22 protein-coding genes are annotated in these 23,795 nt (G+C 64.1%); 13 read left to right on the forward strand and 9 right to left on the reverse strand.

The features are described from left to right. The first annotated feature begins 24 nt into the window (after positions 1–24). From ACEN8U_RS10835 to ACEN8U_RS10855, 5 genes are read left to right on the forward strand one after another with little or no spacing between them, the layout of a single operon-like run. Positions 25–1,770 carry a carbamoyltransferase gene (locus tag ACEN8U_RS10835; protein ID WP_310109131.1) on the forward strand — a complete coding sequence of 582 codons (1,746 nt, stop codon included), beginning with the start codon at positions 25–27 and terminating at the stop codon, positions 1,768–1,770. Then, positions 1,767–2,846 carry a glycosyltransferase gene (locus tag ACEN8U_RS10840; protein ID WP_310109134.1) on the forward strand — a complete coding sequence of 360 codons (1,080 nt, stop codon included), beginning with the start codon at positions 1,767–1,769 and terminating at the stop codon, positions 2,844–2,846. The genes ACEN8U_RS10835 and ACEN8U_RS10840 overlap by 4 nt, the downstream gene beginning before the upstream one ends. After that, positions 2,843–3,982: a glycosyltransferase family 9 protein gene (locus ACEN8U_RS10845; protein WP_310109137.1), complete on the forward strand. Its 1,140-nt coding sequence runs from the start codon at positions 2,843–2,845 to the stop codon at positions 3,980–3,982. The genes ACEN8U_RS10840 and ACEN8U_RS10845 overlap by 4 nt, the downstream gene beginning before the upstream one ends. Then, positions 3,972–4,928: a glycosyltransferase family 4 protein gene (locus ACEN8U_RS10850; protein WP_310109139.1), complete on the forward strand. Its 957-nt coding sequence runs from the start codon at positions 3,972–3,974 to the stop codon at positions 4,926–4,928. The genes ACEN8U_RS10845 and ACEN8U_RS10850 overlap by 11 nt, the downstream gene beginning before the upstream one ends. 50 nt (positions 4,929–4,978) lie before the next feature. Continuing rightward, positions 4,979–5,986, forward strand: coding sequence for a UDP-glucuronic acid decarboxylase family protein (locus ACEN8U_RS10855; RefSeq protein WP_013591821.1), 1,008 nt, complete (start codon positions 4,979–4,981; stop codon positions 5,984–5,986). Here the strand turns inward: ACEN8U_RS10855 and ACEN8U_RS10860 are convergent. Next, positions 5,965–7,713 (reverse strand): ATP-dependent DNA helicase RecQ, encoded by a 1,749-nt coding sequence (locus tag ACEN8U_RS10860; protein ID WP_310109141.1) that lies wholly within the window; start codon positions 7,711–7,713, stop codon positions 5,965–5,967. The genes ACEN8U_RS10855 and ACEN8U_RS10860 overlap by 22 nt on opposite strands. A gap of 192 nt (positions 7,714–7,905) precedes the next feature. Here ACEN8U_RS10860 and ACEN8U_RS10865 point away from each other — a divergent pair, with 192 nt between their 5' ends. After that, a complete protein-coding gene (locus ACEN8U_RS10865; protein WP_310109143.1) occupies positions 7,906–8,163 on the forward strand; it encodes a hypothetical protein in 258 nt (85 codons plus the stop codon). 57 nt (positions 8,164–8,220) lie between these two features. Here the strand turns inward: ACEN8U_RS10865 and ACEN8U_RS10870 are convergent, their stop codons facing one another. From ACEN8U_RS10870 to ACEN8U_RS10895, 6 genes are all read right to left on the reverse strand, one after another. Continuing rightward, positions 8,221–8,832 carry a hypothetical protein gene (locus ACEN8U_RS10870; protein ID WP_310109145.1) on the reverse strand — a complete coding sequence of 204 codons (612 nt, stop codon included), beginning with the start codon at positions 8,830–8,832 and terminating at the stop codon, positions 8,221–8,223. Between the two features lie 89 nt (positions 8,833–8,921). After that, entirely contained in the window at positions 8,922–10,091 is a 1,170-nt protein-coding gene (locus tag ACEN8U_RS10875; protein WP_310109147.1) for a zinc-dependent alcohol dehydrogenase, read from the reverse strand. A 152-nt stretch (positions 10,092–10,243) separates the two neighbouring features. Further along, the gene (locus tag ACEN8U_RS10880; RefSeq protein ID WP_013591816.1) at positions 10,244–10,546 is read right to left on the reverse strand and encodes a hypothetical protein; all 303 of its coding nucleotides are present in this window, start codon (positions 10,544–10,546) and stop codon (positions 10,244–10,246) included. Next, positions 10,543–10,917, reverse strand: a complete 375-nt coding sequence (locus tag ACEN8U_RS10885; protein ID WP_310109148.1) for a phage holin family protein — start codon at positions 10,915–10,917, stop codon at positions 10,543–10,545. Before ACEN8U_RS10885 ends, ACEN8U_RS10880 begins: the two co-directional genes overlap by 4 nt. A gap of 107 nt (positions 10,918–11,024) precedes the next feature. Then, the gene (locus ACEN8U_RS10890) at positions 11,025–11,306 is read right to left on the reverse strand and encodes a CsbD family protein (RefSeq protein WP_013591814.1); all 282 of its coding nucleotides are present in this window, start codon (positions 11,304–11,306) and stop codon (positions 11,025–11,027) included. A gap of 414 nt (positions 11,307–11,720) precedes the next feature. Next, positions 11,721–11,921 carry a hypothetical protein gene (locus ACEN8U_RS10895; RefSeq protein WP_238558580.1) on the reverse strand — a complete coding sequence of 67 codons (201 nt, stop codon included), beginning with the start codon at positions 11,919–11,921 and terminating at the stop codon, positions 11,721–11,723. A gap of 392 nt (positions 11,922–12,313) precedes the next feature. Between ACEN8U_RS10895 and ACEN8U_RS10900 the strand changes: the two genes are divergently transcribed. The 6 genes from ACEN8U_RS10900 (at position 12,314) to ACEN8U_RS10925 (ending at position 19,360) form a co-directional block, all read left to right on the forward strand. Continuing rightward, positions 12,314–14,353 carry a TonB-dependent receptor gene (locus tag ACEN8U_RS10900; protein WP_310109150.1) on the forward strand — a complete coding sequence of 680 codons (2,040 nt, stop codon included), beginning with the start codon at positions 12,314–12,316 and terminating at the stop codon, positions 14,351–14,353. Position 14,354: 1 nt separating this feature from the next. Beyond that, positions 14,355–14,885, forward strand: coding sequence for a YfiR family protein (locus tag ACEN8U_RS10905; RefSeq protein ID WP_310109152.1), 531 nt, complete (start codon positions 14,355–14,357; stop codon positions 14,883–14,885). Beyond that, positions 14,882–16,825: a putative bifunctional diguanylate cyclase/phosphodiesterase gene (locus ACEN8U_RS10910; protein WP_310109153.1), complete on the forward strand. Its 1,944-nt coding sequence runs from the start codon at positions 14,882–14,884 to the stop codon at positions 16,823–16,825. The genes ACEN8U_RS10905 and ACEN8U_RS10910 overlap by 4 nt, the downstream gene beginning before the upstream one ends. Positions 16,826–16,920: 95 nt before the next feature. Then, positions 16,921–17,373, forward strand: coding sequence for a MarR family winged helix-turn-helix transcriptional regulator (locus tag ACEN8U_RS10915; protein ID WP_309586252.1), 453 nt, complete (start codon positions 16,921–16,923; stop codon positions 17,371–17,373). A 30-nt stretch (positions 17,374–17,403) separates the two neighbouring features. Continuing rightward, the gene (locus ACEN8U_RS10920; RefSeq protein WP_310109156.1) at positions 17,404–17,967 is read left to right on the forward strand and encodes an isochorismatase family protein; all 564 of its coding nucleotides are present in this window, start codon (positions 17,404–17,406) and stop codon (positions 17,965–17,967) included. A 52-nt stretch (positions 17,968–18,019) separates the two neighbouring features. Beyond that, complete coding sequence (locus tag ACEN8U_RS10925; protein ID WP_310109158.1) at positions 18,020–19,360, forward strand: MFS transporter; 1,341 nt, start codon at positions 18,020–18,022, stop codon at positions 19,358–19,360. Positions 19,361–19,375: 15 nt separating this feature from the next. Here the strand turns inward: ACEN8U_RS10925 and ACEN8U_RS10930 are convergent, their stop codons facing one another. Beyond that, the gene (locus ACEN8U_RS10930; RefSeq protein ID WP_310109160.1) at positions 19,376–20,899 is read right to left on the reverse strand and encodes a CoA-acylating methylmalonate-semialdehyde dehydrogenase; all 1,524 of its coding nucleotides are present in this window, start codon (positions 20,897–20,899) and stop codon (positions 19,376–19,378) included. Positions 20,900–21,233: 334 nt separating this feature from the next. Here ACEN8U_RS10930 and ACEN8U_RS10935 point away from each other — a divergent pair, with 334 nt between their 5' ends. Then, positions 21,234–22,643: an MFS transporter gene (locus ACEN8U_RS10935; RefSeq protein ID WP_310109162.1), complete on the forward strand. Its 1,410-nt coding sequence runs from the start codon at positions 21,234–21,236 to the stop codon at positions 22,641–22,643. Between the two features lie 74 nt (positions 22,644–22,717). Here the strand turns inward: ACEN8U_RS10935 and ACEN8U_RS10940 are convergent, their stop codons facing one another. Further along, positions 22,718–23,788 carry a hypothetical protein gene (locus tag ACEN8U_RS10940; RefSeq protein WP_310109164.1) on the reverse strand — a complete coding sequence of 357 codons (1,071 nt, stop codon included), beginning with the start codon at positions 23,786–23,788 and terminating at the stop codon, positions 22,718–22,720. Positions 23,789–23,795: the final 7 nt, after the last annotated feature.

A 23,795-nucleotide genomic window follows, 5' to 3' on the forward strand; every position in this document is an offset into this window, starting at 1 on the left:
AACCCACTCCTACTGCGAACGCTCATGTACACACTCGGAATCAATGCCGTCTATCACGACAGCGCCGCAGCCCTGCTGCGCGACGGTGTGGTGCTCGCCGCCGCCGAAGACGAACGCTTCACGCACGTCAAGCACGCGAAGCGCCCCGTGCCCTTCTCCACCTGGCAACTGCCGTTCGATGCAATCGACTACTGCCTGAAAGCGGCCGGCATCACGCTCGCAGACGTCGATCATGTCGCCTACTCGTACGACCCGGGCCTGTTCAGCGGCATGCCGAAGCGCCCCGGCGCGACCATCGAACTACCGTTCGACCCGGCTAACACGCGCCTCACCGATCCGTCGGCGTCGCCGTGGGATCCGCTCTTTCTGAGCTATATCGCGTATGCCAAGGGACAATTGCTCGACGGCGCGCCGCATCATCTGCGCAAGCGCTTTCAGGGCGTGGACCGCGACAACGGCTTCAAGTGGCATTTCGTCGAGCATCACCTCGCGCACGAAGCGAGCGCGTTCCTCGCCGCGCCCTATGACAACACCGCCGTGCTCACCATGGACGGGCGCGGCGAAGGCGTGACGACCAGCATGGGCCAATTCGTCGACGGCGAGTACACGCGGCTCAAACAAGTGGAGCTGCCGCACTCGCTCGGCCTGCTCTATGAAGCCGTGACCGACTGGCTCGGCTTCCTGCATTCGTCGGACGAGTACAAAGTGATGGCGCTCGCGTCCTACGGCAAGCCCGAGTATGTCGACGTGTTCCGCGACATCGTGCGTTATCGCGGCGACGGCAGCTATACCGTCGACGCCCCGCGCCTCGTCAAACGCTTCGGCCCGGCGCGCGAACGCGGCGGTCCGCTCGAGCAACGGCACTTCGACATCGCGCATTCGTTGCAGCGCGTGCTCGAAGAAACCGTGCTGCAACTGGCGGGCTGGCTGCACGAGAAGACCGGCTTGCGCAAGCTCAGCATGGCGGGCGGCGTCGCCTTGAACTGCGTGATGAATTCGAAGCTGCGCGACGCCGGCCCGTTCGACGAAGTCTGGGTGCAGCCTGCCGCCGGCGACGCGGGCACCGCGCTCGGCGCCGCGCTCTGGATCGACTATCGCGAACGGAGCGAACGCGGCGACCGCAAGCGTCACTGGACGATGGATCACGCGTACCTCGGCCCCGAGTATCCGGAAGAAGAAGTCGAGCAATTCCTGAAATGGTCCAAGGTGCCGTATCGGCGGCTCGACGACATTGCGGGCGAAACGGCCGATCTGCTCGCGAGCGGCAAGGTCATCGGCTGGTATCAGGGCCGCACCGAATTCGGTCCGCGCGCGCTCGGCGCGCGCTCGATTCTCGCCTCGCCTGTCGATCCGCACATGCAGGCAAAGCTCAACGAGATCAAGGATCGCGAGGACTTCCGGCCGGTCGCGCCCGTCGTCATGGAAGAGCACGCGAGCGAATGGTTCGTGAACGGGGGCGTCGCGCCGTTCATGCTGTTCGTGTTCGACGTGCGCGCCGACAAGGCCGAGCGCATTCCTGCGGTGCGGCATGTGGACGGCACCGCACGCGTGCAGACGGTGAACCGTTCGCAGCATCCGCTCTACTACGATCTGCTCGCCGCGTTCAACGAACGCACGGGTGTGCCGATTCTCGTCAACACGTCGTTCAACACGCGCGGTGAGCCGATGGTGAATTCGCCGCGCGACGCCGTGGAGTCGTTCTGGACCTCGCCGCTCGACGCGCTCGTGATCGGACCGTTTCTCGTCGAGAAAGCGGGGGGCGGCGCATGAGTCCATCCGCAACGGGACCCCTCGACGTACGAGGCAGCTTCAGCCATCCGCATAGCGAGGCAGAACCGATTGCGGCGGGCTACCCCGGCGTGCTGCTCGCGCACCTCGACGTCTCGGTGGTGGTGCCGACCTACCGGCGGCCCGACATGCTCGCCGCGTGCCTGCGCGCACTGACGGAGCAGGACTTTCCTGCCGACCGCTACGAGATCGTGGTGTGCGACGACGGTCCGGACGAGGCGACGCGCACCTGCGTCGCGCGCATCGCCGCGGAACAGGCGACGCGTGGACTCGCTGTGCGCTACGTGCCGGTGACTCGCACCCAAGGCCCCGCCGGTGCGCGCAATGCAGGCTGGCAGCAGGCACGCTCGCCGGTGATCGCCTTCACCGACGACGACACACTGCCGGACCCGCGCTGGCTCGAAGAAGGACTCGCGGCGATTCGCCAGGGCGCGGCTGCGGCGGCCGGCAAAATCGTCGTGCCGCTGCCCGCATCGCCGACCGACTACGAGGCCGATGCGAGCGGTCTGGAGCGCGCCGAATTCGCCACGGCGAATGTCTTCGTAGCCCGAAGTTTTCTGACGATGACGGGCGGCTTCGACGAACGCTTTACATCGGCGTGGCGCGAGGACTCCGACCTGCAGTTCACGCTGCTGCAGGCGGGCGGCAAGATCGTGCGCGCGAACGATGCGGTGGTCGTGCATCCGGTCCGACCCGCGCGCTGGGGCGTCAGCATTTCGCAGCAGAGAAAGAGCCAGTTCGACGCGCTGCTCTATAAGAAGCACCCCGAACTGTTCAGGACGCGAATCCGCTCGTCACCGCCGTTTCTGTATTACCTGATTCTGTGCGCCGTGCTGGCCGCCTTCGTCGGGGCGTTGGTGGGAGACGGCACGACTTTCACGCTCGGCTTACTCGCGTGGTTTGTACTGACGGCCTATTTCTGCGTCGTGCGTTTGCGCGGGCGCGACCGCAGTTGGCGGCACATCGCCGAAATGGCGTGGACGTCCATTCCGATTCCGTTTCTGTCGATCTACTGGCGGCTCTACGGCGCCATCCGTTACAAGGTGCTCTTTCTATGAATGCAGGCTCGCTCCTCGCGTCACTCGCACCTCGCCGCATCGCGATTTTTCGGGCGCTGCAACTCGGCGACATGCTCTGCTCGGTTCCCGCGCTGCGGGCACTGCGCAAGGCCGCGCCGCAGGCGCATATCGCACTGATCGGCCTGCCGTGGGCGCAGTCGTTCGTCGAACGCTATGCGGATCTCGTCGACGAGCTGATTGTTTTTCCCGGCGCGGAAGGCTTCCCCGAGCAGCGTGAATCGAACGACGGCCTGCCTGCGTTTTCTGAATCGATGCGCGCGCAACGTTTCGATCTCGCGATCCAGTTGCACGGCAGCGGCGGCGTGGCCAACGACCTGCTGCTTCAGTTCGGCGCGCGTGCTAACGCGGGCTTCGTCCAGCCGGAGGAAGCGCCGCGCGATGGCCTGTTCATCGGCTGGCCGGACGATCTGCCCGAGTCGGAGCGCTACCTTGCGCTCATGCGCGCGCTCGGCGCCGACATCCACGACCGGCACTTATCTTTTCCGCTCAGCGACCGCGACGGTGAAGAGTACGCGTCACTCGCGGCTACACACGGTATAGAGGCGGAGCGCCTCGTGCTGATCCATCCGGGCGCGCAATTGCCGTCGCGACGCTGGCCCGCCGCGCGTTTTGCCGAAGTCGCGGACCGTCTTGCCGCCGACGGCTGGCAGATTGCGATCACCGGCACCGCCGCGGAGGCCTCCCTGACCGGCGAGGTGCTTGGCGCAATGACCGCGCCCGCCCTGCATCTGGCCGGCGCGACGTCGCTCGGTGGACTCGCTGCACTGGTTGCGCAAGCGCGGCTGGTGGTGTGCAACGACACCGGCATTTCGCATATCGCGGCTGCCATGGCGACCGCGTCCGTCGTGATCGCGTCGGGCAGCGACACACAGCGCTGGGCCCCGCTCGACCATGCACGGCATCGCGTACTCGCGGACTATCCGCCGTGCCGGCCTTGCATGTTCCGCGAGTGTCCGTACAGTCATCCTTGCGCGCTCAACATCAGCGTCGAGCGCGTGGTCGAGACGGCACGCGCGCAACTGGCCGGCGTTCAGGACGCTCGCCCCGCCGGTCCGTATGCATTGCATACGCAGGCCGAAACGGGCCCTTTCGAGGAGTTGCATCATGCTGCGTAACTGCCGCCGTCTGCGTGTGCTGACATGGCACGTCCACGGCAACTATCTGTATTACCTGACCCAGGCGCCGCACGACTTCTATCTGGTCACGAAACCAGGCCATCCGCCCGGCTATGCAGGCAAGGTGGGCCTGCTGCCGTGGGGCGACAACGTCCACGAAATCAATGCGGACGACGTGCCCGATCAGGAATTCGACGTGATCCTGTATCAACAAAAAACACATTGGGAATATGACCGCGAACACGTGCTGAGCGAAGCGCAGCGGCGTCTGCCGCGCGTCTATATCGAGCATGATCCGCCGCAGGAAAATCCGTTTCAGCAATGGCATTGGGTCGACGACCCGGACACGTTGCTGGTCCACGTCACGCACTTCAATCAGTTGATGTGGGATTGCGGCGTGACGCCCACGCGAGTGATCGAACACGGCGTGGTGGTGCCCGAAGGCGTGCGCTATACCGGCGAGCTCGAACGCGGCATTGTGGTGGTCAATCATCTTGCGCAACGCGGACGGCGTCTGGGCGCCGACGTGTTTGCCGACGTGCGCACGCGCGTGCCGCTCGATCTGGTCGGCATGGATGCGGAACGGCTCGACGGCATCGGCGAAGTCGGCAATCTGGATCTTGCTGCGTTTACCGCGCGCTACCGCTTCTTTTTCAATCCGATTCGCTGGACGAGCCTCGGTCTCGCCATTGTGGAGGCGATGACGATCGGCATGCCGATTGTCGGCCTTGCGACCACGGAACTCGCCACGGTGATTCGCAACGGCGAAAACGGCTTCGTGCATACCGACGTCAACGCGCTCGTCGACGCGATGCATGAACTGCTACGCGATCCTGCGCAAGCCCGGCGTCTTGGCGAAGGCGCGCGTCGCACGGCGCTGGAGCGATTTCATATAGACCGCTTCGCGCAGGACTGGCACGACGCCCTGCTGCAGGTCACCGCATGAGCGTCGGGTCAGGACGACCTGCGCCGAATCATCGATAAGGACGACGCAACATGAAAGAACTTACCCGCAAGCGGATTCTCGTCACAGGGGGCGCCGGCTTTCTCGGCTCGCACCTGTGCGAGCGGCTCGTAACGCAGGGCCACGACGTGCTGTGCGTGGACAACTTCTACACCGGCACGAAGGACAATATCGCGCACTTGCTGGACTGTCCAAACTTCGAACTGATGCGTCACGACGTGACATTTCCGCTTTACGTCGAAGTGGATGAAATCTACAACCTGGCCTGCCCTGCGTCGCCCATTCACTATCAGCACGATCCTGTGCAAACCACCAAGACGAGCGTGCACGGCGCAATCAACATGCTGGGCCTCGCCAAACGCGTGAAGGCAAAGATCTTTCAGGCGTCGACGAGCGAGGTGTATGGCGATGCGCTCGTGCATCCGCAGAAAGAAGATTACTGGGGTCACGTGAACCCGATCGGACCGCGCTCGTGCTACGACGAGGGCAAACGCTGCGCGGAAACGCTCTTCATGGACTACCGCCGTCAGCATGGCCTGTCGATCCGTATCGCGCGAATCTTTAATACGTATGGGCCGCGCATGCATCCCGCGGATGGCCGCGTCGTCTCGAACTTCATGATGCAGGCGCTGCGCGGCGAGCCGCTGACGCTCTATGGCGACGGCTCGCAAACGCGTTCCTTCTGTTATGTGGACGACATGATCGACGCGTTCATCCGCCTGATGAACACGGACGAAGACCCGGGGGGACCGGTCAATCTCGGCAATCCTCACGAAGTCAGCATGCGCGAGATTGCCGAGCGAATCGTCGCGATTACGGGCTCAAGCTCGCCGCTGGAATTGCACCCGTTACCGACCGACGACCCATGGCATCGGCAGCCGGACATTTCGCGCGCCCGTGAGCTGCTCGGCTGGCAGCCGCACACCGCGCTTGACGACGGTCTCGAGCAAACCGCGCGCTACTTCCGCGCGCGGATCGAAGCAAGCTCCGAAGCGGGCGCGGCAAGCGCTCCCGCGGCTCAGCGGCCGGCTCTCACGTAGCTCACGAGAAACGTGCGCGTGCTGCCGTCCGGAAACTGCACGGCCACCTGCTCGCCGCTCGCGAGCGCGACCTCGCCGGCGCCGTAACGCGGCACGCGCACTGCATCGCCGGGTGCCCAGACGTGCGGTTTTTCCGGCTCTTTCTTCTTGCGCGGCGCGGCCTCGTGCGCTGAAGTTGCGCCCGCAACGATCGCGTCCGGTGCCATATCGATCTGTGGCGGACGCACGCAGTTGTCGCACACGCCGCAGCGCTCCACAGCAGGCCTGTCGCCGTAATAGTCGAGAATGGCGCGCCAGCGGCATTGGCCGGTTTGCGCGTAGTCGAGCATCGCCTGCAGCGTTTCCCTGTCGTGCGCGCTCATCTGCTCGAACTGCTGCGCGGCCTTCTCCACCGTGTCGCGTGCGGACTCGCGCGTGTCGTCCCGAGTCCGCAGACGATAGCGGCGCTGCCGGTCGCGGCCCGCCACGCGTGCGTCGACCAGCATGTTCAGCGCGACTTCCAGCTTGCCTGCGCCAACGTCAGGCAACGCGTCTTTGAGCGCCTTCAGCGTGACACCTTTGGATTCTTCGCGAACCCGCGCCGCCAACGTGTCATACACGCGTTGTGCGAGTTCGACACTCGGGTAGCGCCCCGCCAGAAAGAACTGCTGAATGCGCTTATCGTTCAGATCGAAGAGCAGCACGCAGTCGGCGGGCTCGCCGTCGCGGCCCGCGCGGCCCGTTTCCTGATAGTACGCATCGAGGCTGCCGGGTATCTGATAATGAATCACGAAGCGTATGTCCGCTTTGTCGATGCCCATGCCGAACGCGTTGGTGGCGACCATCAAACGGGTCGCGCCCGACATGAACTGCTCCTGCGCCTCCTCGCGCGCCGCGGCCGCCATCCGGCCGTGATAGCGCGAGACCGATTCGCCCGCTTCCGCGAGCCAGCCGTAGATGCGATCGACGTCGCGCACGGTCGCTGCGTAGACAATGCCCCCGCCGGCAAGGGACGCAATGAGCTTCGACAACTGCTCGCGCTTCGCAGCCATCGCACGGGCCGCGCCGTCCTTGCCGCCCGCCGTGCTGACCTGCACGACGCGATAGCGCAGATTCTCGCGATACGTGCCCGTGCGAACCACGCGCGGGTCGCGCAACGCCAGCGAATGCACGATATCGTCGATCACGCGTTGCGTCGCCGTTGCGGTCAGCGCGAGCACGGGCGGTTCGCCCAGCGCCTTCACCGCGGCCGCGATCTCCAGAAACGCCGGGCGGAAATCGTGTCCCCAATGCGACACGCAGTGCGCTTCATCGACCACGACAAGGCCGACACGATTGTCCGGCCGCGCACGCAATGTCTCGATGAACGCGGGCTGCGCAAGACGCTCGGGCGTCACGAACACAATGCCGCTGTGGCCCGCTGCGATCCGTTGCAGCGCTTCGCGCTCGGCGCGGCTCCTGAGCGTACTGTTGACCAGCGTGCAGTCGATGCCCGCCGCCAGCAGCTTGTCGGCCTGGTCCTTCATCAGCGCGATCAGCGGCGATACGACGAGCGTCATGCCGTCCAGATGCAGCGCCGGCAACTGATAGCACAGCGACTTGCCGGCGCCGGTCGGCATCGTGGCGAGCGTATCGCGGTGTTGCAACACGCTGCGGATGATGTCCTCCTGGCCCGCGCGCAAACGGGCGATGCCGAACATGTCGCGCATGGTCTTGCGCATGCTGCGAAGCCGTTGGTCGACTGTCATGGTTGGAAGGGGGCGTCCTTGCAGGCAGTTGCCTGCGGTGAGGTGAAAGAGGAGTCGAAGCGTATCTTCAGTACAGCAATTCACGTGCAGCACTCGTGGGCAGGCATGGCCGCACGCACGCCGCGGGTATCGCGCTTGCTCGATTCGTCATGTGCATGAACGAATGCGTGAACCCACCAAAAGGAGAAAGCGATGAATCAGGAACCGTCCGATCCCGTCGAACGCGCGGACCAGCGGCGCGAACCACTGCGCGAGGGCGACGTCAAGGTGAAGTCCGACGGCACGGTCGAACAGCGCCCGCATGGCAACATGGACGCCACGCTCATCCCGAAGGGGAAAGACCACCCGTCACAAGGGCCCTACACGCCTGAGCACGATCACGTCGATCCGGATCTCGAACCGGGCGGCGCGAAAGGTCATCCCACGGGTAAGGATGACCTCTCCGCGTGAACCCATGCGTGGCGTACCCGTTGCGCTGACGGGTACGCTCTTCGCCCTCATGCGCCCTCATGCGCCGTTGTTGGCGCTGCCCATGCGGCCCGCTTCCGTTAGCGCAGACGACGGCTCGCCGCGCGTGTAGGGCGCCAGTGCCTCGGGCGTGCGCATGTCGCGCGGCGTTTCGAAGTCCGCGAGCGCGGCGCCGCGCATGGCATCCGGCGACCGGCCAAAGCCCGTGCGGTCGCTATAGTCGACCGGCGGCACGCTCGCTGCGTTAGCCGTGCACTTCGCCGCGTAGACGTCGAGCGCCGCGATACAGGCAACGTTGGCGGCCGCGACGCTCGCGCGTTGCCGGTCGCGCGCGCTCAGCCGCTTCGACGATAGCGCCAGCGTGCCGAGATCGAGTGCGTCGCCGCCCACACGCGCCCATAAGAACGGCCGAGGATTGCGCGACGCCAGAATGCCCACGCCGCACGCGATCTCACGCAGTCCGTAGAAACGCATGGCACCGCTTCCTGTCTCCACACCGGCGACGCGCGCCATCATGCGCGGTGCGACGAGCTCGGCGACACCCAGCGCAATGCTGAACCAGCCGAGGCCGCGCGCCACCGAATCCGGCTGCGGCAACTTGTCCTTCAGCGCGCGAGCGCCCTCCTGCTTCGAGTCGTTACGAGATTCCATTCACATCACCTTCGTTGTGAAGAGCGGCGCGCGAGGCCGCTCCGGTAGTCAAAAGTGCAGCACGTCTGCGTGTCCGACCGAACAGGCACTCAAGGCTTGAGCACGACCTTGATGCAGCCGTCTTCCTTGTCGCGAAACGTCTTGTACATGCGCGGACCTTCATCGAGCGACACCGTATGCGTGATTACAAACGACGGATCGATCTGCCCTTCCTGGATGCGTCGCAACAGGTCGTCGGTCCAGCGGTTCACGTGCGTTTGTCCCATGCGCCAGGTGAGACCCTTGTTCATGGACGCACCGAACGGAATCTTGTCGAGCAAGCCGCCGTACACGCCCGGCACCGACAATGTTCCGGCGGGACGGCACACGTAGATCATTTCGCGCAGCACATGCGGGCGGTCGGTTTCGAGCATCACGGCCTGTTTCGCGCGGTCGTACATGGCGTCGAGCGAGCGCGTGGCGTGCGATTCCATGCCCACGGCGTCGATGCATTTTTCCGGACCCTTGCCGCCTGTCAGTTCCTTCAGCCGTTCGAGCACGCTCTCTTCCTTGAAGTCGATCGTGACCGCGCCGCCCGCACGCGCCATCGAAAGGCGCTCGGGCACGCAGTCGATCGAGATGACCTGCTTCGCGCCGAGCAGCACGGCGCTGCGGATCGCCATTTGCCCGACGGGCCCCGCGCCCCAGATCGCGACCGTGTCCGTCGGTTCGATATCGCATTGCACCGCCGCTTGCCAGCCCGTCGGGAAGATGTCGCCGAGAAACAGCACCTGCTCGTCGGTCAGGCCGTCCGGAATCTTCACATGCGTTTTATCCGCGTAGGGCACGCGCACGAATTCGGCCTGCCCGCCGGGATAGCCGCCCGTCAGATGCGTATAGCCGAAAAGGCCCGCTGTGGTGTGGCCGAACATCTTGTCGGCGATGTCCCTGTTGCGATTGCTGCGCTCGCATACCGAGAAGTTGCCGCGTTTGCATTGATCGCATTCGCCGCAGATGATCGTGAACGGCACGACCACGCGGTCGCCGACCTTTAACGCCGTGTTCTCCTTGCCGACTTCCATCACTTCGCCCATGAACTCGTGACCCATGATGTCGCCGGATTCCATGCCGGGCATGAAGCCGTCGTACAAATGGAGATCAGAGCCGCAGATCGCGCAGCTCGACACCTTGATGATCGCGTCGCGTGGATGTTCGATTTTCGGATCCGGCACGGTGTCGCACCGGATGTCTTTCTTGCCATGCCACCTGAGCGCCTTCATATATTCCTCCGCACTGTACGGTTGATGTGCTCCCGGGCGGGCTCCGGACACTGCGCATAAGCAGGAGCGCGCCGCGCGAACGGCGTCGCGCGACCGTTGCTACATCGCGCGTGTAAATTCGCGGCGCCCGTATCGACGCACCGCGTCATGGGTCAATGCTGGAACACGCTTCGCGCGGACCTGGTGAGCCACGCCATCACGCTGGTGCGTGCCAGCGTTCCGATCGCCTTGCGCGGTCCGAGCAGCACGGCGGCGAGACCGGCCGCCAGCACCAGCGCCACGTAGGGCGTATCGGCGAGCGAGGTCATTACGTTGACGGCCGGCACGCCGGCCTTCATCGCTCGACGCGGCGTGCGCAGCGCGAGATTCGCGGCGAGCAATTGCGCTCGCGATGTCGCCATGCGCTGAAGAATGGCCGCACGGTGTTCCTGATGCCAGCGTGGATCGTGTTTCATTTCAGGGCATCCTTCAGGGCTTCGAGATCGCTCGACACTTCGTCGCGCAGCACGTGTAGCGGCTCGGCGGGCTTTTGCGTCTTCATCATCGCGAAGGTGATGATCGAAATGACCAGCCACGCGGCGGCGACGCCCCACGCGACGGCCACGACGTAGGGCGTATTCCACGCCGTGACGATGATGGCCACGCAAAGAAAAGAGAGGGTGAACATGCCGGCCACCGCGAGCACCACCATCGCGATCACCTCGCGTACCAGCCGCGCTTTGGCCTCGTCCAGTTCGAGCGCGAGGAGTTCGGCGTAGTCGACTGCTCGACTGGAACAGAAGCGCGCCACGTTGCGCCACTGGCTCACCTTGGTATGTATCGACATCGTGTATCTCCCGCCAGCAGTTGCCGTCGCGCGCGCTCGCCGCCGGATGTGCCGGCCGGCGGCGAGCGCTTCATCGGACGATGCAATCGGCTCTGTGCCGACCGTATCTAACGGTATTCCCTATCGCGCACATCGCGCGCAGTCGCCGAGCGCAGCGCGCCGAGTATGAAACCCGCGGCAGCCGCGATGGCAAGCGCGGTGAAGGGCCGCTCGGTGGTGGTCTCGCGCACGACGTCCGCGAGATCGGCCCACACCTGCTGAGCTTTGCCACCGAGTTCCCGCGCGGTGCCGGCCATTTGCGTGCCGGTGTCGCCGAGCATTTCACCCGCCGTCTGTTCCAGCTTGCCGCCGATTTCCTTCACCGTTCCTTCTACTTTCCCTGTTTCCATGTCTGCTCTCCGTGGTTTGCGCGCACGAGGGTGCACGGCACTGGCCGCGCAGCCGGAGCTCCGGCATGCGTTGCCGTCACGCCGCAAGAAGCGCGCCGCGCGAACGCGTGAGGAAGAGCCGCCTCATCAGCACGTGACAATGCCGCGAGTCATGCCGGCGCGCGCGAAAGAAAAGCAGTGGAGAAGTGAACGACTAAAGAGAAGAGAAACGATGAAGTAAGACCCGCGCGTTGCACGCGAGGCCGAACGCGACGCAAAAGCGCAGGGCAAAAGCGAAAAGCAAAAACGCAAATACCCCGCGACCCGCGAATGCACGAATGAACGCATTCGCGCAACCAGGATAATTCACGACACACGGTGATGCGCTCTAAAAGCCGCGCTCAAGCCGTGTCGAAAGAATTCACGAAGACAGGGTTAACCCGGCGAAAGCTCGGCGTCGAGGATACGCTGCAAGCTGTCGATCTTGCGAAGATGCACGCCCCACAGCTGGCCGCCGTCCTTGATGCGGCGCAAGCGGTCGTGCCAGTAGCTAAGAGGCAAAGCGGAGTTGTCGCGCGCGCTCGCATGCGAGTGCAGCAGCACGTGTTCAATATGGGCGAGATCTCGTTCGATCATCGCCTGTCGCATGGAGCCGAGGGCTTGAGGTGAGAAAGTCTGTCGCATGGACGTGGCGGGCAGCAGTAAAAATAACGTAAGCAGCAAGCGCCGTGCCGGACCGACTCAGGTGAGCCGTCCAATACCGCCGAAACCCATGCGGGGCGCGCTAAAAACGCATGTGAAGCGCATCAGAAGCGCACCGCCGTCTCGCTTTCACACGCCTTTTGCGTCGCGTAAAAGCGCCCTCGCCATGCCCCTTTTTACAATCGTCTCGCCCGCCACATACGCTTCGTGGCCGCGCCACGCGTTACGGCGCCGGCCGTGCCGCTATCAAGCTTCGCCTTCGTCAGCCGATAACAAAAAGGTGACGATCCATTTCGAGGAGCGTTCCCCCAGATCTATCGGCTGTCATGGCTCCCATTACGCGCGCTCACTCTTCCATTACGCACCGCCTGGTCGTTTATTCGGTCGCTGGACTGGCGACGCTCTGTTCGCCCGGCGCATTTGCCGACAACAAGATCGCCGGCGGCATGGCGCCGGTCCCGGATACGGCCGAGCTGGCCGCAATGCCGCTTGAAGCACTCATGGAGGTGACAGTCAATACCGCGTCGCGTTTCGACCAGTCCGTCACCGACGCCCCGGCCGCCGTGGTCGTGCTGAGCGCCGACGACATCCGCCAGTTCGGCTGGCGCACGCTGGCGGACGCGCTCGCCTCGCTGCCCGGCCTGTATGTCACCAACGATCGCTCATACGAATACCTCGGCGCGCGCGGCTTCCAGCGACCCGGCGACTACAACAGCCGCTTCCTGCTGCTGATCGACGGCATTCGCACGAACGACGGCGTGTATAACCAGGCGCCGATCGGCTCGGACTTTCCGCTCGACATGGACCTCGTCAAGCGCATCGAGTATGTGCCGGGCCCGGGTTCGTCGGTGTACGGCGCCAACGCGCTCTTTGGCGTCATCAACGTGATTACGAAGAGCGGCAGCGATCTGGCGGGCGCGGAAGCCGCCGTCGCGGCGGGCAGCTTTGGCGAAAAGAAGGCGCGTGCGTCATACGGCTGGCATGGTGCGCACGGAGCCGACATTCTGCTTTCGGCAACAGCATATGGACGCAATGGCCAGGACCTCTATTACCCGGAGTTCGACACGCCGGACCAGAATCACGGCATCGCGAACCGGCTCGATTACGACCGCGCACAGGACTTTCTCGCGAAAGCAGCCTATGGCGATTTCCGGCTGAGCTTTATCTACGGCAACCGGACCAAGGGTATTCCCGACGCGCCGTACGGCGCGGTATTCAATGCGCCTTTCAGCGTCTCGGACACGCATAGCTACCTGGACCTGAGCTACCAGCATGCGCTCTCCGATGGGGTGATGCTGGCATCGCAGCTTTACTGGGGCCGCTACGACTATCGGATGCCGGCAATCAACGGTCCGCAACCCTACGTGGTCAACGTCGACGGAAGCCATGCGCTCTGGTATGGAGCCGATGTACACGCGACCATCTCGTCGATTGCAAAGCATCGCATCGTGATCGGCACGGACTTCGCGAGAGACGCGCGCCTTGATCAGTACAACTACAACGTCGACCCGTACTCGCAGATCCTCGACGACCATCACAGCGGCAACCGCGCCGGCGTCTATATCGAGGATGAAATCACGCTGCCCGCGAATTTCACGCTGAATGCGGGCTTGCGTTACGACCAGCAGACGGCCGCGGGCGGCAACCTGAGTCCGCGCATCGGGCTCATCTACAAGCTCACGCCGCGCGACACCTTCAAACTGCTGTACGGCGAGGCCTATCGCGCGCCGAATGCGTACGAGATGTACTACGCGATCAGCGGCCCGGACGGCCAGTTGGGAAATCGATCGCTGAAGGCCGAGCATATCTCGACGACCGAGCTCGTCTATGAGCGAGCCGTATCGGCCACGGGGCGCGCCACGCTTTCACTGTTTCAGTACAACGCGCGCGATCTGATCAGCGAGACACCCGACGCATCGGGCCTTTTCATGTTCCGCAATGTCAACCGCGCAACCGCGCGCGGTGCCGAACTCGCTTATGAACAGCGGTTTGCGCTCGCGCGTCTGCGCGCAAGCTATTCCTATCAGATGGTTCACGACTCCGACACCGGCGCCGCGCTGCAAAATTCGCCGCGGCATCTCGCGAAGCTCAATCTCGCCGCACCCTTTTTTGCCGATGCCTTGATGACGGGACTCGAAGTGCAATGCACGTCGTCGCGTCTTGCGGCCGTCGGCGAGGCCGGCGGCTTCTGTCTTGCGAACCTCACGCTCAGTACACGCCGGCTGATTCACGGAGCCGAGCTGTCTTTCTCGATCTACAACCTGACCGACAAACGGTACGCCGACCCAGTGGGCCCCGGCTTTACACAGGAGACTGTTGCGCAGCAAAGCCGGACCTTCCTCTTCAAGGCCGTCTACGGGTTCTGATATGGATCGCGTTCGCATCCAGATCATTGCGGCGTGTTTGGTGTTCGCGTCCCCGCTCGTCGTACAGACATCCGTCGACGCGCAAGTCGATCTGCCCGCGCTCGAGGCCGCGTACATCTTCAACTTCGCGCAGTTCACCGACTGGCCTGCGGGCCGCGCCGCCGACAACATTCTGTCGGTCTGTGCGGATCCGGACAGCCCGCTCGGCCAGGCACTTGCGAGACTGGACGGCAAGCACGGCGGCAAGCAGGCGTGGCGCGTTCGCCCGCTGCCGCGCGTGGAAAAAGCAGCGGATTGCCAACTGGCGGTACTGACGACGGGCACCACGGTGAGCGCCGCGATCAAGGCTTTGCTCGCTTCGGACGCGCCGGTCGTGATCGTGAGCGAAGCGGATGCCGCCGACCAGGGCTGGGTGATTCGCCTCGTGCGCGAAGGCGAACATCTGAAGTTCGACATCAATGTGACCGAGGCTTCACGCCGGCGCATTACGCTCAGCTCGAAACTCATGCGGCTAGCAAGGACGGTCTTATGAAAAGTTTCCCGGTCTGGCGCATCCTTGCATGGCCGCGCGAACACGTGAATCTCGTCGGCGTCGCCATTGCACTGCTCATTTCGAGCGTCGTGCTGCTCGTGTATCAGGCGCTTTCGCTGCGCACGTCGTTGACCGAAGACGTCAGCATGCAGGCTTCGGTGCTCGCCGAGAACCTGACCGCCTCGGCGATGTTCGGCGACCGCGACGCCACCGCCGAAGTGCTCGGCTCGTTGCGCAAGGTTCCGCACGTCGAAAGCGCCACCGTCTATACGCCGAGCGGCGACCTGTTCGTACGCTACACGCGCCCGGGGCTTAATCGCAAGGAGTCCCAGGAAGGCACGCTCTCACAGGTCGGCAGCACGCCGCGGCTCTCGCTCGCCGATATCTTCGTCGCGGCGCCGATCATGCACAACGATCAGCTGCTCGGCAGCATCGTGATCGTGGCCACGACCGACGCGATCAAAATGCAGCTCGCGCAATACGGCTGCTTCCTCGTGGGCGCATCGTTGTGTTCGGTGTGGATCGCCTCGCTCGTCATGCGGCGCATGCGCGAGCGCGTCACGCGCGTGGAGAAGGACCTCGAATATCTCGCCTCGACCGATCCGCTGACGGACCTGCCCAACCGCCGCGCGTTCTACGACGAATTGACAACGCGCCTGCACAAGGCGAATGCCGCCGACAAACGCGTCGCGCTGATGATGGTCGACCTCGACAACTTCAAGATCGTCAACGACACGCTGGGTCACGGCGCGGGCGACGAACTGCTCAAGCAGGTCGCGGAGGCCTTGCGCAATGTGGTGCGGCCGAGCGACCTCGTGAGCCGCATAGGCGGCGACGAATTCGCCGTGGTGATCGGGCCTGACGCGAGCCGTGTCCGCGCACGCGCGACCGCCGGCCGCATCGCGCGCAATCTGTCACGTCCGTTCATCCTGCACGGCAGCGATTCTGCCGTGACGGCGAGCGTGGGCTTCAGCGTCTATCCCGAGGACACCGTGGAAATGGCCGAGCTGGTCAGCAATGCGGACATCGCGCTGTACTCGGCGAAAAGCAGAGGCAAGAGCATTGCCGTCGAGTTTCAGAGCGAGATGACGGCGGAGGCGCAGCGCCGCGCGCGTATCGAGGCCGAACTGCGCAAGGCCGTCGACCAGGATGGCCTCGATATCGTCTATCAGCCGCAATTCGACTGCCTCTCGGGACGCCTGCTCGGCGCGGAGGCGCTCGTGCGTTGGACGCATCCGTCCGAAGGGCCTATTTCGCCGGCCGAATTCGTGCCGATTGCCGAAAACAGTGACCTGATCGTGCTGCTCGGTCGCTGGGTCCTATGGCGTGCGTGCCGCGACGCAGCCAGCTGGAACGCCGGACGCAGCGCGGCCGTGCATGTGGCCGTGAACATTTCGGCGCGGCAACTGCGGGCCGAGGGCTTCACCCACGAAGTCTGCAACGCGTTGAAAAAAAGCGGCCTGCCCGCCTCGCTGCTCGAACTCGAACTGACGGAAAGCCAGTTGATGTCCAACATGTCAGTGGGCATTCAGGCCATGCAGGAATTGCGCGCAGCCGGCGTGCGTCTCTCGCTCGACGACTTCGGCACCGGTTACTCGTCGCTGTCGTACCTGCAATCTTTCCCGGTGCACAGCATCAAGATCGACCGCAGCTTCATCTGCCCGCTGCCGAACGGCGGGCAACCCATCGTCACCGCCATCATTTCGATGGCGCATAGCTTCGGCCTGCTGGTCGTCGCGGAAGGCGTCGAATATCCGGCGCAACTCGAATGGCTCAGCGATGCGCACTGCGACGTCGTGCAGGGCTTTTTGACGGGCCACCCCATGTCGCTCGACCAACTGCTCGCCATCATTCGCGCGGAAGACGCACAAGACGAAGACAGGCGCGTCAGCCACCGCGCGCCGCTTCGAACACGGCCGCAACGCGCGCCGACCGCCTGACTGTCTGCTGGAATGCCCGCTTGAATGTCAGCTTGACCCCGCCGATATATGAAGGTAACCTACACAGGTAACCTTCATATAGGATCTACCTTCGCATGGGCAGGAACGATCCGCCGCTCGACTCCGACTCCCTGCACGCCTTGGCCGAAGAGCTGCGCGTGCTGAACGGCAAGCTGCGCCGCCGTCTGCGCGAAGAGGCGCATCTCGGCGACTTCACGCCTTCGCAAATACAGGTGCTCGGTTTGCTGGAGCGCGAGGGCTCGGCCACCGTGTCCGAACTCGCGCGCGCCCACGGCATGCGCCCGCAATCCATGAGCGAAACACTTTCCGTGCTGAAGGCCGCGGGCCTCGTGAGCGGCGCGCCCGATCCGAACGACGGCCGGCAAACCGTGCTGAGCGTCACGCCGGCCTTCCGCAAGAAGATCAAGGCGAGCCGCGCCGCACGCGAAGACTGGCTTTTTCGCACTATCCAGACACGCTTTTCGGCGGCCGAGCAGCAGCAGCTCGCCACCGGCGTCGAATTGCTCAAACGCCTGATCGACTCGTAATCCGTCAGACAAACCTTCGCAGGAGCACGCATGGCACTGACTACACTCGATGCAAAGACCGCACTGGTCGTGATCGATCTGCAGCAAGGCATCGTGGCGATGCCCACCGTTCACCCCGCAGCGGACGTCATCAGGCGCGCCGCCGCTTTAGCCGATGCATTCCGGCGCCACGCGCTGCCCGTCGTACTCGTCAATGTGGCGGGCGGCGCACCCGGACGGGCAGAACAGGCGCGCCCCACCGGCAACTTTCCACCTGGATTCGCGGACCTCGTGCCCCAACTGAAGCAAGAGGCATCGGACCATCTGGTGACGAAACGGACGTGGGGTGCCTTCACCAACACGGATCTCGAAGCGTATCTGCGTGAGCAGGGTGTGACGCAGATCGTGCTGGCGGGCGTGTCCACCAGTATCGGTGTCGAATCCACGGCGCGTTTCGCGCACGAGCTCGGCCTGAACATCGCCTTTGCCGTCGACGCGATGACCGACCTGCACCTCGACGCTCACACGAACAGTCTGACGCGGATTTTCCCGCGGCTCGGCGAAACGGGCACCACGCAGGAAGTGCTCGACGTGCTGGAGCGAACCCGCGCATGAGTCTGCGCCGCGAGCCACACATCAGTTGCGCGCCGGCGCGAAAGGAGACCTGGTGAGCAGCACATTCCGTTCGCTGCGCAACTTCAACTACCGCATGTGGGCGAGCGGCGCCATCGTCTCGAATGTCGGTACATGGATGCAACGCACGGCGCAGGACTGGCTCGTGCTGACCGAACTCACGCAGCACAATGCGACATCCGTGGGTATCGTCATGTCGCTGCAGTTCGGACCGCAAATGCTGCTGTTGCCGCTGACCGGCTATGCCGCGGATCACTTCGACCGCCGCAAGCTGCTGTTCGTCACGCAGGCGGCCATGGGCAGTCTCGCGCTCGGGCTCGGCCTGCTGACCATCACCGGACTCGTGCAGTTGTGGCACGTCTATGTTTTCGCGGGACTGCTCGGCTGCGTGACGGCTTTCGATTCGCCCGCGCGTCAGACCTTCGTATCCGATCTCGTCGGCGAAGGCGATCTGGCTAATGCTGTTGCGCTGAATTCGACGTCGTTCAACGCGGCGCGCATGATCGGCCCGGCGGTGGCCGGCTTGCTGATTGCTTCGGTGGGAACGGGCTGGGTGTTTCTGATCAACGCGCTCTCTTTCATTGCCGTGCTGGGCGCGTTGCGCATGTTGCGCGCGCGCGAACTGCATGCGAAACCGCTTGCCTTACGCTCACGCGGCAGCTTCGTGGAAGGCTTCAGGTATGTGTGGAAGCGCCCCGACCTGAAGGCCGCGCTTCTCATGCAGTTCCTGATCGGCACGTTCGGACTGAACTTCCCGATCTTCATTTCGACGATGTCCGTCACCGCGTTTCATGCAGGCGCGGGCGAATACGGCGTGCTGAGTTCAACCATGGCGGTGGGCTCGGTGACGGGCGCGCTGCTTGCCGCACGCCGCGCGCGACCGCGCATGGCCTTGCTGCTCGCCGCAGCGGCCATATTCGGCGTGGGCTGCACGGCGGCTTCGCTCATGCCGAACTACGTGCTGTTCGGCATCGTGCTGGCCTTTATCGGCGTGTCGACACAAACCTTCAACACGTCTACCAACAGCCTCGTGCAACTCTCCACGGAGCCCGCGATGCGCGGCCGCGTGATCGCGATTCTGCTCGCCATCGCGCTGGGCGGCACACCGCTCGGCGCGCCGGTGGTCGGCTGGGTCGCGGATCGTTTCGGCCCGCGCTGGGCGCTGGGCGTAGGCGCGGCCTCGGGGTTCGCGGCCGCGCTGGTCGGCCTGCTGTATCTCGTCAAATACCGCGGCCTGCGCGTGTTTATCGACGCGGGGCGCCTTCGCTACAGCATCGACGACCCGCGTCAGGCGCCGCCCTATGTGAGTCCCGCCATCGCCGTGCAAAATGCGGTGCTCGACGAGGCGGAAGAAGAATCGTCTTCCGGCGTGTAAAGAGATCAGTACCGCTTACTTCGCCACCGGCATCGTAAATTCGGCGCCCTTTGCGATGCTGTCGGGCCAGCGCTGCATGATGCTCTTGTAGCGCGTATAGAAACGCACGCCTTCTTCGCCATAGGCATGGTGATCGCCGAACAGCGACTTCTTCCAGCCGCCGAACGAATGCCATGCCATCGGCACCGGAATGGGCACGTTGATGCCGACCATGCCGACCTGAATCTGCCGGCCGAACGCGCGCGCCACGCCGCCGTCGGACGTGAACAGCGACACGCCGTTACCGAACTCGTGCGCGTTGATCAATTCGACTGCGCTCGCGAAATCGGGCACACGCACTACCGCGAGCACCGGGCCGAAGATCTCTTCCTTGTAGATCTTCATGTGCGTGCCGACGTTGTCGAACAGCGTTCCGCCGATAAAGAAGCCTGCTTCGCCTGCAACTGGATGCGCGCGGCCATCCACGATGAGATTCGCGCCCTCTTCCACACCCGACGCGATATAACCGGCCACTTTCGCCTTGTGCTCGGCCGTCACGAGCGGACCCATTTCGGCGTCGAGATGTTCGCCATTCTTGATGACGAGCGACTTCACGCGCGGCACCAGCTTTTCAATCAGCTTGTCGGCGACATTGCCCACTGCGACCGCCACCGAAATCGCCATGCAGCGCTCGCCGGCCGAACCATACGCTGCGCCGATGAGCGCGTCCACGGCTTGATCGAGATCGGCGTCAGGCATCACGACGAGGTGATTCTTCGCGCCGCCGAGCGCCTGCACGCGCTTGCCGCGCTTCGACGCCTCAGTGTGGATGTACTCCGCAATCGGCGTGGAGCCGACAAACGACAGCGCCGCGACGTCCGGATGGTCGATCAGCGCGTCGACCGCGACCTTGTCGCCGTTGACCACGTTGAACACGCCGTCGGGCAGACCGGCTTCCTTCAGCAGTTCGGCAATGCGCAGCGACGCCGACGGATCGCGCTCCGAGGGCTTCAGCACGAACGTGTTGCCGCAAGCGAGCGCCACAGGGAACATCCACATCGGCACCATGACGGGGAAATTGAACGGCGTGATGCCGGCGACCACGCCGAGTGCCTGGCGCAGGTTCCAGTTGTCGATGCCGCCGCCGATCTGGTCGGTGAAATCGGTCTTCAACAGGTTCGGAATGCCGCACGCGAACTCGACCACTTCGATACCGCGCACCACCTCGCCTTGCGCGTCCGTGAACACCTTGCCGTGCTCGCGCGTGATGAGCATGGCCAGCTCGTCGTGGTGCCGGTTGAGCAGCTCCTTGAACTTGAAGAGAATCCGCGCGCGCTTGATGGGTGCCGTTTCGCTCCATGCCGGGAATGCCGCTTTCGCCGATTTCACGGCGGCATCCACTTCTTCGACCGACGCGAGCGCCACCGAGCTCGTCACCTTGCCGGTCGCGGGATTGAACACGTCCTTGAAGCGGCCACTGGTGGGCGCAACCGCCGCGCCGCCGATGTAGTGGCCCAACTGCTGCACTGACAGCTTGTCCTGCTCGTTTGCTGCGTTCATTTCAACCCTCGCGTTCGGGAAAGGCCAGGCGTTAGGCGCCGGGCGGGTAGACGGATTCGAGACCCGCCAACTGTATCGACGCGGCGCCGCTTATTCCCGATACAGCCAAACAGAACCGCGCCTCACTGTATTGTTTTTTGCGCAGCAACTGTATTGGATCGCCGCGCCAATTCTCACGAAAACGCGCGGATGCGGGGCGGCTGTGACGCATCGCAGCATGCGCCGGCGCCCTGTCCGTCGCCGTGTAAGTCCTGGGTTGCATAGTTCGCTCGCCGGACGCCAAATGAAGCAGCCGCACGGGGCGGGTCACCGCATTTCGGTGAGGAGGCGCGACATGGCAACGAACGCAACGGCGAGTGGCCGCAAGCATCGCGGACAGGCTGGCAAGGCAACCGCCAGCGGCTGGATCGGCTCCGCCCTCGAGTACTACGATTTCTTCATCTACGCGCAGGCCGCGGCGCTGATTTTCCCGCAGCTGTTCTTTCCATCCGGCAATCCGAAGATCGCGATCGTCGCCTCGCTCGCCACGTATGGCGTGGGCTATGTCGCGCGGCCCATCGGCGCATTCGTGCTCGGACACTGGGGCGACACGCACGGCCGCAAGAACGTCCTCCTGCTATGCATGTTCATGATGGGTTTTTCGACGATGGCCGTCGGCCTCCTGCCGACCTACCAGCACGCCGGGCTGCTCGCACCGACGCTGCTCGTCGTACTCCGTCTGATCCAGGGCTTCGCAGTGGCCGGAGAAATCTCGGGCGCGAGTTCGATGATTCTCGAACACGCCCCCTTCGGACGACGCGGCTATTACGCGAGCTTCACGCTGCAAGGCGTGCAGGCCGGCCAGATTCTCGCGGCCGCCGTGTTCCTGCCGCTCGCCTATTACATGGAGGAAAGCTCCTTCAATTCGTGGGGCTGGCGCATTCCGTTTCTACTGAGCGCGCTCGTGCTGGTGGCGGGCTACATCATCCGCCGCGAAGTCGAGGAAACGCCGGCTTTCGCGAAAGAGGACGCGAGCGGCGGCGTGCCGAAGTCACCGATTGCCGAGGCCTTCCGCTACAACTGGCCCGACATGCTGCGTGTCGTGGGCTGCTCGCTGATGAACGTGATTCCGGTCGTCGCGACCATTTTCGGCGCCGCGTATGCGGTACAGGCGTCGTACGGCATCGGCTTTTCGAAGAGCGTCTACCTGTGGATTCCGGTGATCGGCAATATTGTTGCCGTGCTCGTGATTCCGTATGTGGGCAACCTGTCCGACAGGATCGGGCGGCGCCTGCCGATCATCGTCGGCGCACTGGGTGCGGGGCTGCTGTCGTTCGCGTATCTGTACGCCATCAGCATTCACAACGTGGCGCTCGCGATCGTCATGTCGATCCTCATGTGGGGCGTGATCTACCAAGGCTATAACGCGACATTCCCGAGCTTCTACCCCGAGCTTTTCCCCACGCGTTCACGCGTCTCCGCGATGGCGATTGGGCAGAACGTCGGCACTACGATTACCGCGCTGCTGCCGGCCCTGTTCGCTTACGTCGCGCCGCCGGGATCGCACAACGTTCCGGTCACCATCGGCGCGATTACCTTCGCCATTACGATCATCGCGGCGATTACCGCGTGGAGCGCACGCGAAAATTTCCGTGTCAGGCTGAGCGATCTGGGGCAGCCCGACGCGGTACCGCTCGATAAACCCAGCTATGAGCGGTTGAGGGCCGAGACCCTGGCCGAGTCGAAAAAGGCCGTGACGTCCTAGCGCGCTGCCACTTTCCGGGCGCTTGACGCAGCAGCGCGGCTGGCAGGCGCCAGCTTGACGCCACTGTGCGCGAACTAACGCCACTGCGCGGTCAACTCGTTCGCAAGCACCATTTTTTCGCGCACCCGTTCGACAAAGGCCGCGTCCACGCCGCCTTGCGCCTTCAGAAACTTGAGCGCCGCCGAATGAACCGCGCGCGTCGCTCCACCGTCTATTCCGCCGATGCGCGCAGCGCTGCGCCGCGTTTCCTCCACCAGATCGCGCGCGCCGCTGAAATCCGGCGAGAGCCCGCACTGCACTTCAAAGCCAGCTCGCAGGCTCGCCGCATAGTCGCGCGACTGTCCAGGCAGATCCATGTCGACGAGCAGATCGACGCCTTGTCCCATTCGGCACGCGCCGAGAATCCATAGTGCGACAAACGCGCGGTACGCATTATTACCCTCCGCGCTGCGCGCATACTGCTCGCACGCCATGGCGTAAGCGTCGTCGGAAGCGGGCACGGCCGGCGGCAATTTCACGTCGCACACGTCGATCACGTGCTTCACCAACGGCTCGGTGCGATTCAAACCGAGCACCCGAAACGGTGCCGCCACAAAGAACGGGTTGCGCCACTGCTGATTAAGCAGCCAGCCGGAAGCGAATTGCGACGCGGGATTGCGCAGCACGCCCACATGCATGGCATCGGCAAACGCGTGCCTGAGCCAGGGCAATCGTCCTGTCGACCGGCAGAACTTGAGCACCGGCACGCGGCCCTGCCGGACCGCGTCTTCGCAAAGGCTGCGCAAATAGGCCGCTAGCGCGGGGAATTCCGCGTCCGGCACGTCGCCGAAACGGTCGATGCCGAAGGTTTTGCGGTATCCGGTCACACCGCGCACGCCTTCTTGCAGGAACGGCTTGTATTCGTCGAAGTAAGGCGCCTCGAGCGGCGGATGCCCCGACGTCAGCGTGGGACGGCTCGCGGCGACCTCGGCCTTGCTTAGATCGGCGAGCACGTTGCTAAGCGGCTCGTAAAAACCCGTCACGGTGTTGAGCGCGCGAAGACGCGACCACACCCACGTGCCCGCGCTGCGCCAGCCCGTGTGCAGAAATACTGCCTGTTTCAGGGCACTTTTGGGTGCGGCGTCGGCCTCTTGTGACAACGGCATCGGACTC

Origin of the sequence: Paraburkholderia phenoliruptrix (assembly GCF_047325075.1) — a bacterium.
Classification (GTDB): domain Bacteria; phylum Pseudomonadota; class Gammaproteobacteria; order Burkholderiales; family Burkholderiaceae; genus Paraburkholderia; species Paraburkholderia phenoliruptrix.

What these genes read in the sequence shown, in the direction of transcription:
- ACEN8U_RS10890 (WP_013591814.1), bottom strand. Translation starts at nt 11,306, where the DNA reads ATGGAAACAGGGAAAGTAGAAGGAACGGTGAAGGAAATCGGCGGCAAG.
- ACEN8U_RS10930 (WP_310109160.1), bottom strand. Translation starts at nt 20,899, where the DNA reads ATGAACGCAGCAAACGAGCAGGACAAGCTGTCAGTGCAGCAGTTGGGC.
- ACEN8U_RS10915 (WP_309586252.1), top strand. Translation starts at nt 16,921, where the DNA reads ATGGGCAGGAACGATCCGCCGCTCGACTCCGACTCCCTGCACGCCTTG.
- ACEN8U_RS10910 (WP_310109153.1), top strand. Translation starts at nt 14,882, where the DNA reads ATGAAAAGTTTCCCGGTCTGGCGCATCCTTGCATGGCCGCGCGAACAC.
- ACEN8U_RS10865 (WP_310109143.1), top strand. Translation starts at nt 7,906, where the DNA reads ATGAATCAGGAACCGTCCGATCCCGTCGAACGCGCGGACCAGCGGCGC.
- ACEN8U_RS10855 (WP_013591821.1), top strand. Translation starts at nt 4,979, where the DNA reads ATGAAAGAACTTACCCGCAAGCGGATTCTCGTCACAGGGGGCGCCGGC.
- ACEN8U_RS10840 (WP_310109134.1), top strand. Translation starts at nt 1,767, where the DNA reads ATGAGTCCATCCGCAACGGGACCCCTCGACGTACGAGGCAGCTTCAGC.
- ACEN8U_RS10885 (WP_310109148.1), bottom strand. Translation starts at nt 10,917, where the DNA reads ATGTCGATACATACCAAGGTGAGCCAGTGGCGCAACGTGGCGCGCTTC.
- ACEN8U_RS10935 (WP_310109162.1), top strand. Translation starts at nt 21,234, where the DNA reads ATGGCAACGAACGCAACGGCGAGTGGCCGCAAGCATCGCGGACAGGCT.
- ACEN8U_RS10860 (WP_310109141.1), bottom strand. Translation starts at nt 7,713, where the DNA reads ATGACAGTCGACCAACGGCTTCGCAGCATGCGCAAGACCATGCGCGAC.
- ACEN8U_RS10870 (WP_310109145.1), bottom strand. Translation starts at nt 8,832, where the DNA reads ATGGAATCTCGTAACGACTCGAAGCAGGAGGGCGCTCGCGCGCTGAAG.
- ACEN8U_RS10920 (WP_310109156.1), top strand. Translation starts at nt 17,404, where the DNA reads ATGGCACTGACTACACTCGATGCAAAGACCGCACTGGTCGTGATCGAT.
- ACEN8U_RS10880 (WP_013591816.1), bottom strand. Translation starts at nt 10,546, where the DNA reads ATGAAACACGATCCACGCTGGCATCAGGAACACCGTGCGGCCATTCTT.
- ACEN8U_RS10835 (WP_310109131.1), top strand. Translation starts at nt 25, where the DNA reads ATGTACACACTCGGAATCAATGCCGTCTATCACGACAGCGCCGCAGCC.
- ACEN8U_RS10940 (WP_310109164.1), bottom strand. Translation starts at nt 23,788, where the DNA reads ATGCCGTTGTCACAAGAGGCCGACGCCGCACCCAAAAGTGCCCTGAAA.
- ACEN8U_RS10900 (WP_310109150.1), top strand. Translation starts at nt 12,314, where the DNA reads ATGGCTCCCATTACGCGCGCTCACTCTTCCATTACGCACCGCCTGGTC.
- ACEN8U_RS10845 (WP_310109137.1), top strand. Translation starts at nt 2,843, where the DNA reads ATGAATGCAGGCTCGCTCCTCGCGTCACTCGCACCTCGCCGCATCGCG.
- ACEN8U_RS10850 (WP_310109139.1), top strand. Translation starts at nt 3,972, where the DNA reads ATGCTGCGTAACTGCCGCCGTCTGCGTGTGCTGACATGGCACGTCCAC.
- ACEN8U_RS10895 (WP_238558580.1), bottom strand. Translation starts at nt 11,921, where the DNA reads ATGATCGAACGAGATCTCGCCCATATTGAACACGTGCTGCTGCACTCG.
- ACEN8U_RS10875 (WP_310109147.1), bottom strand. Translation starts at nt 10,091, where the DNA reads ATGAAGGCGCTCAGGTGGCATGGCAAGAAAGACATCCGGTGCGACACC.
- ACEN8U_RS10905 (WP_310109152.1), top strand. Translation starts at nt 14,355, where the DNA reads ATGGATCGCGTTCGCATCCAGATCATTGCGGCGTGTTTGGTGTTCGCG.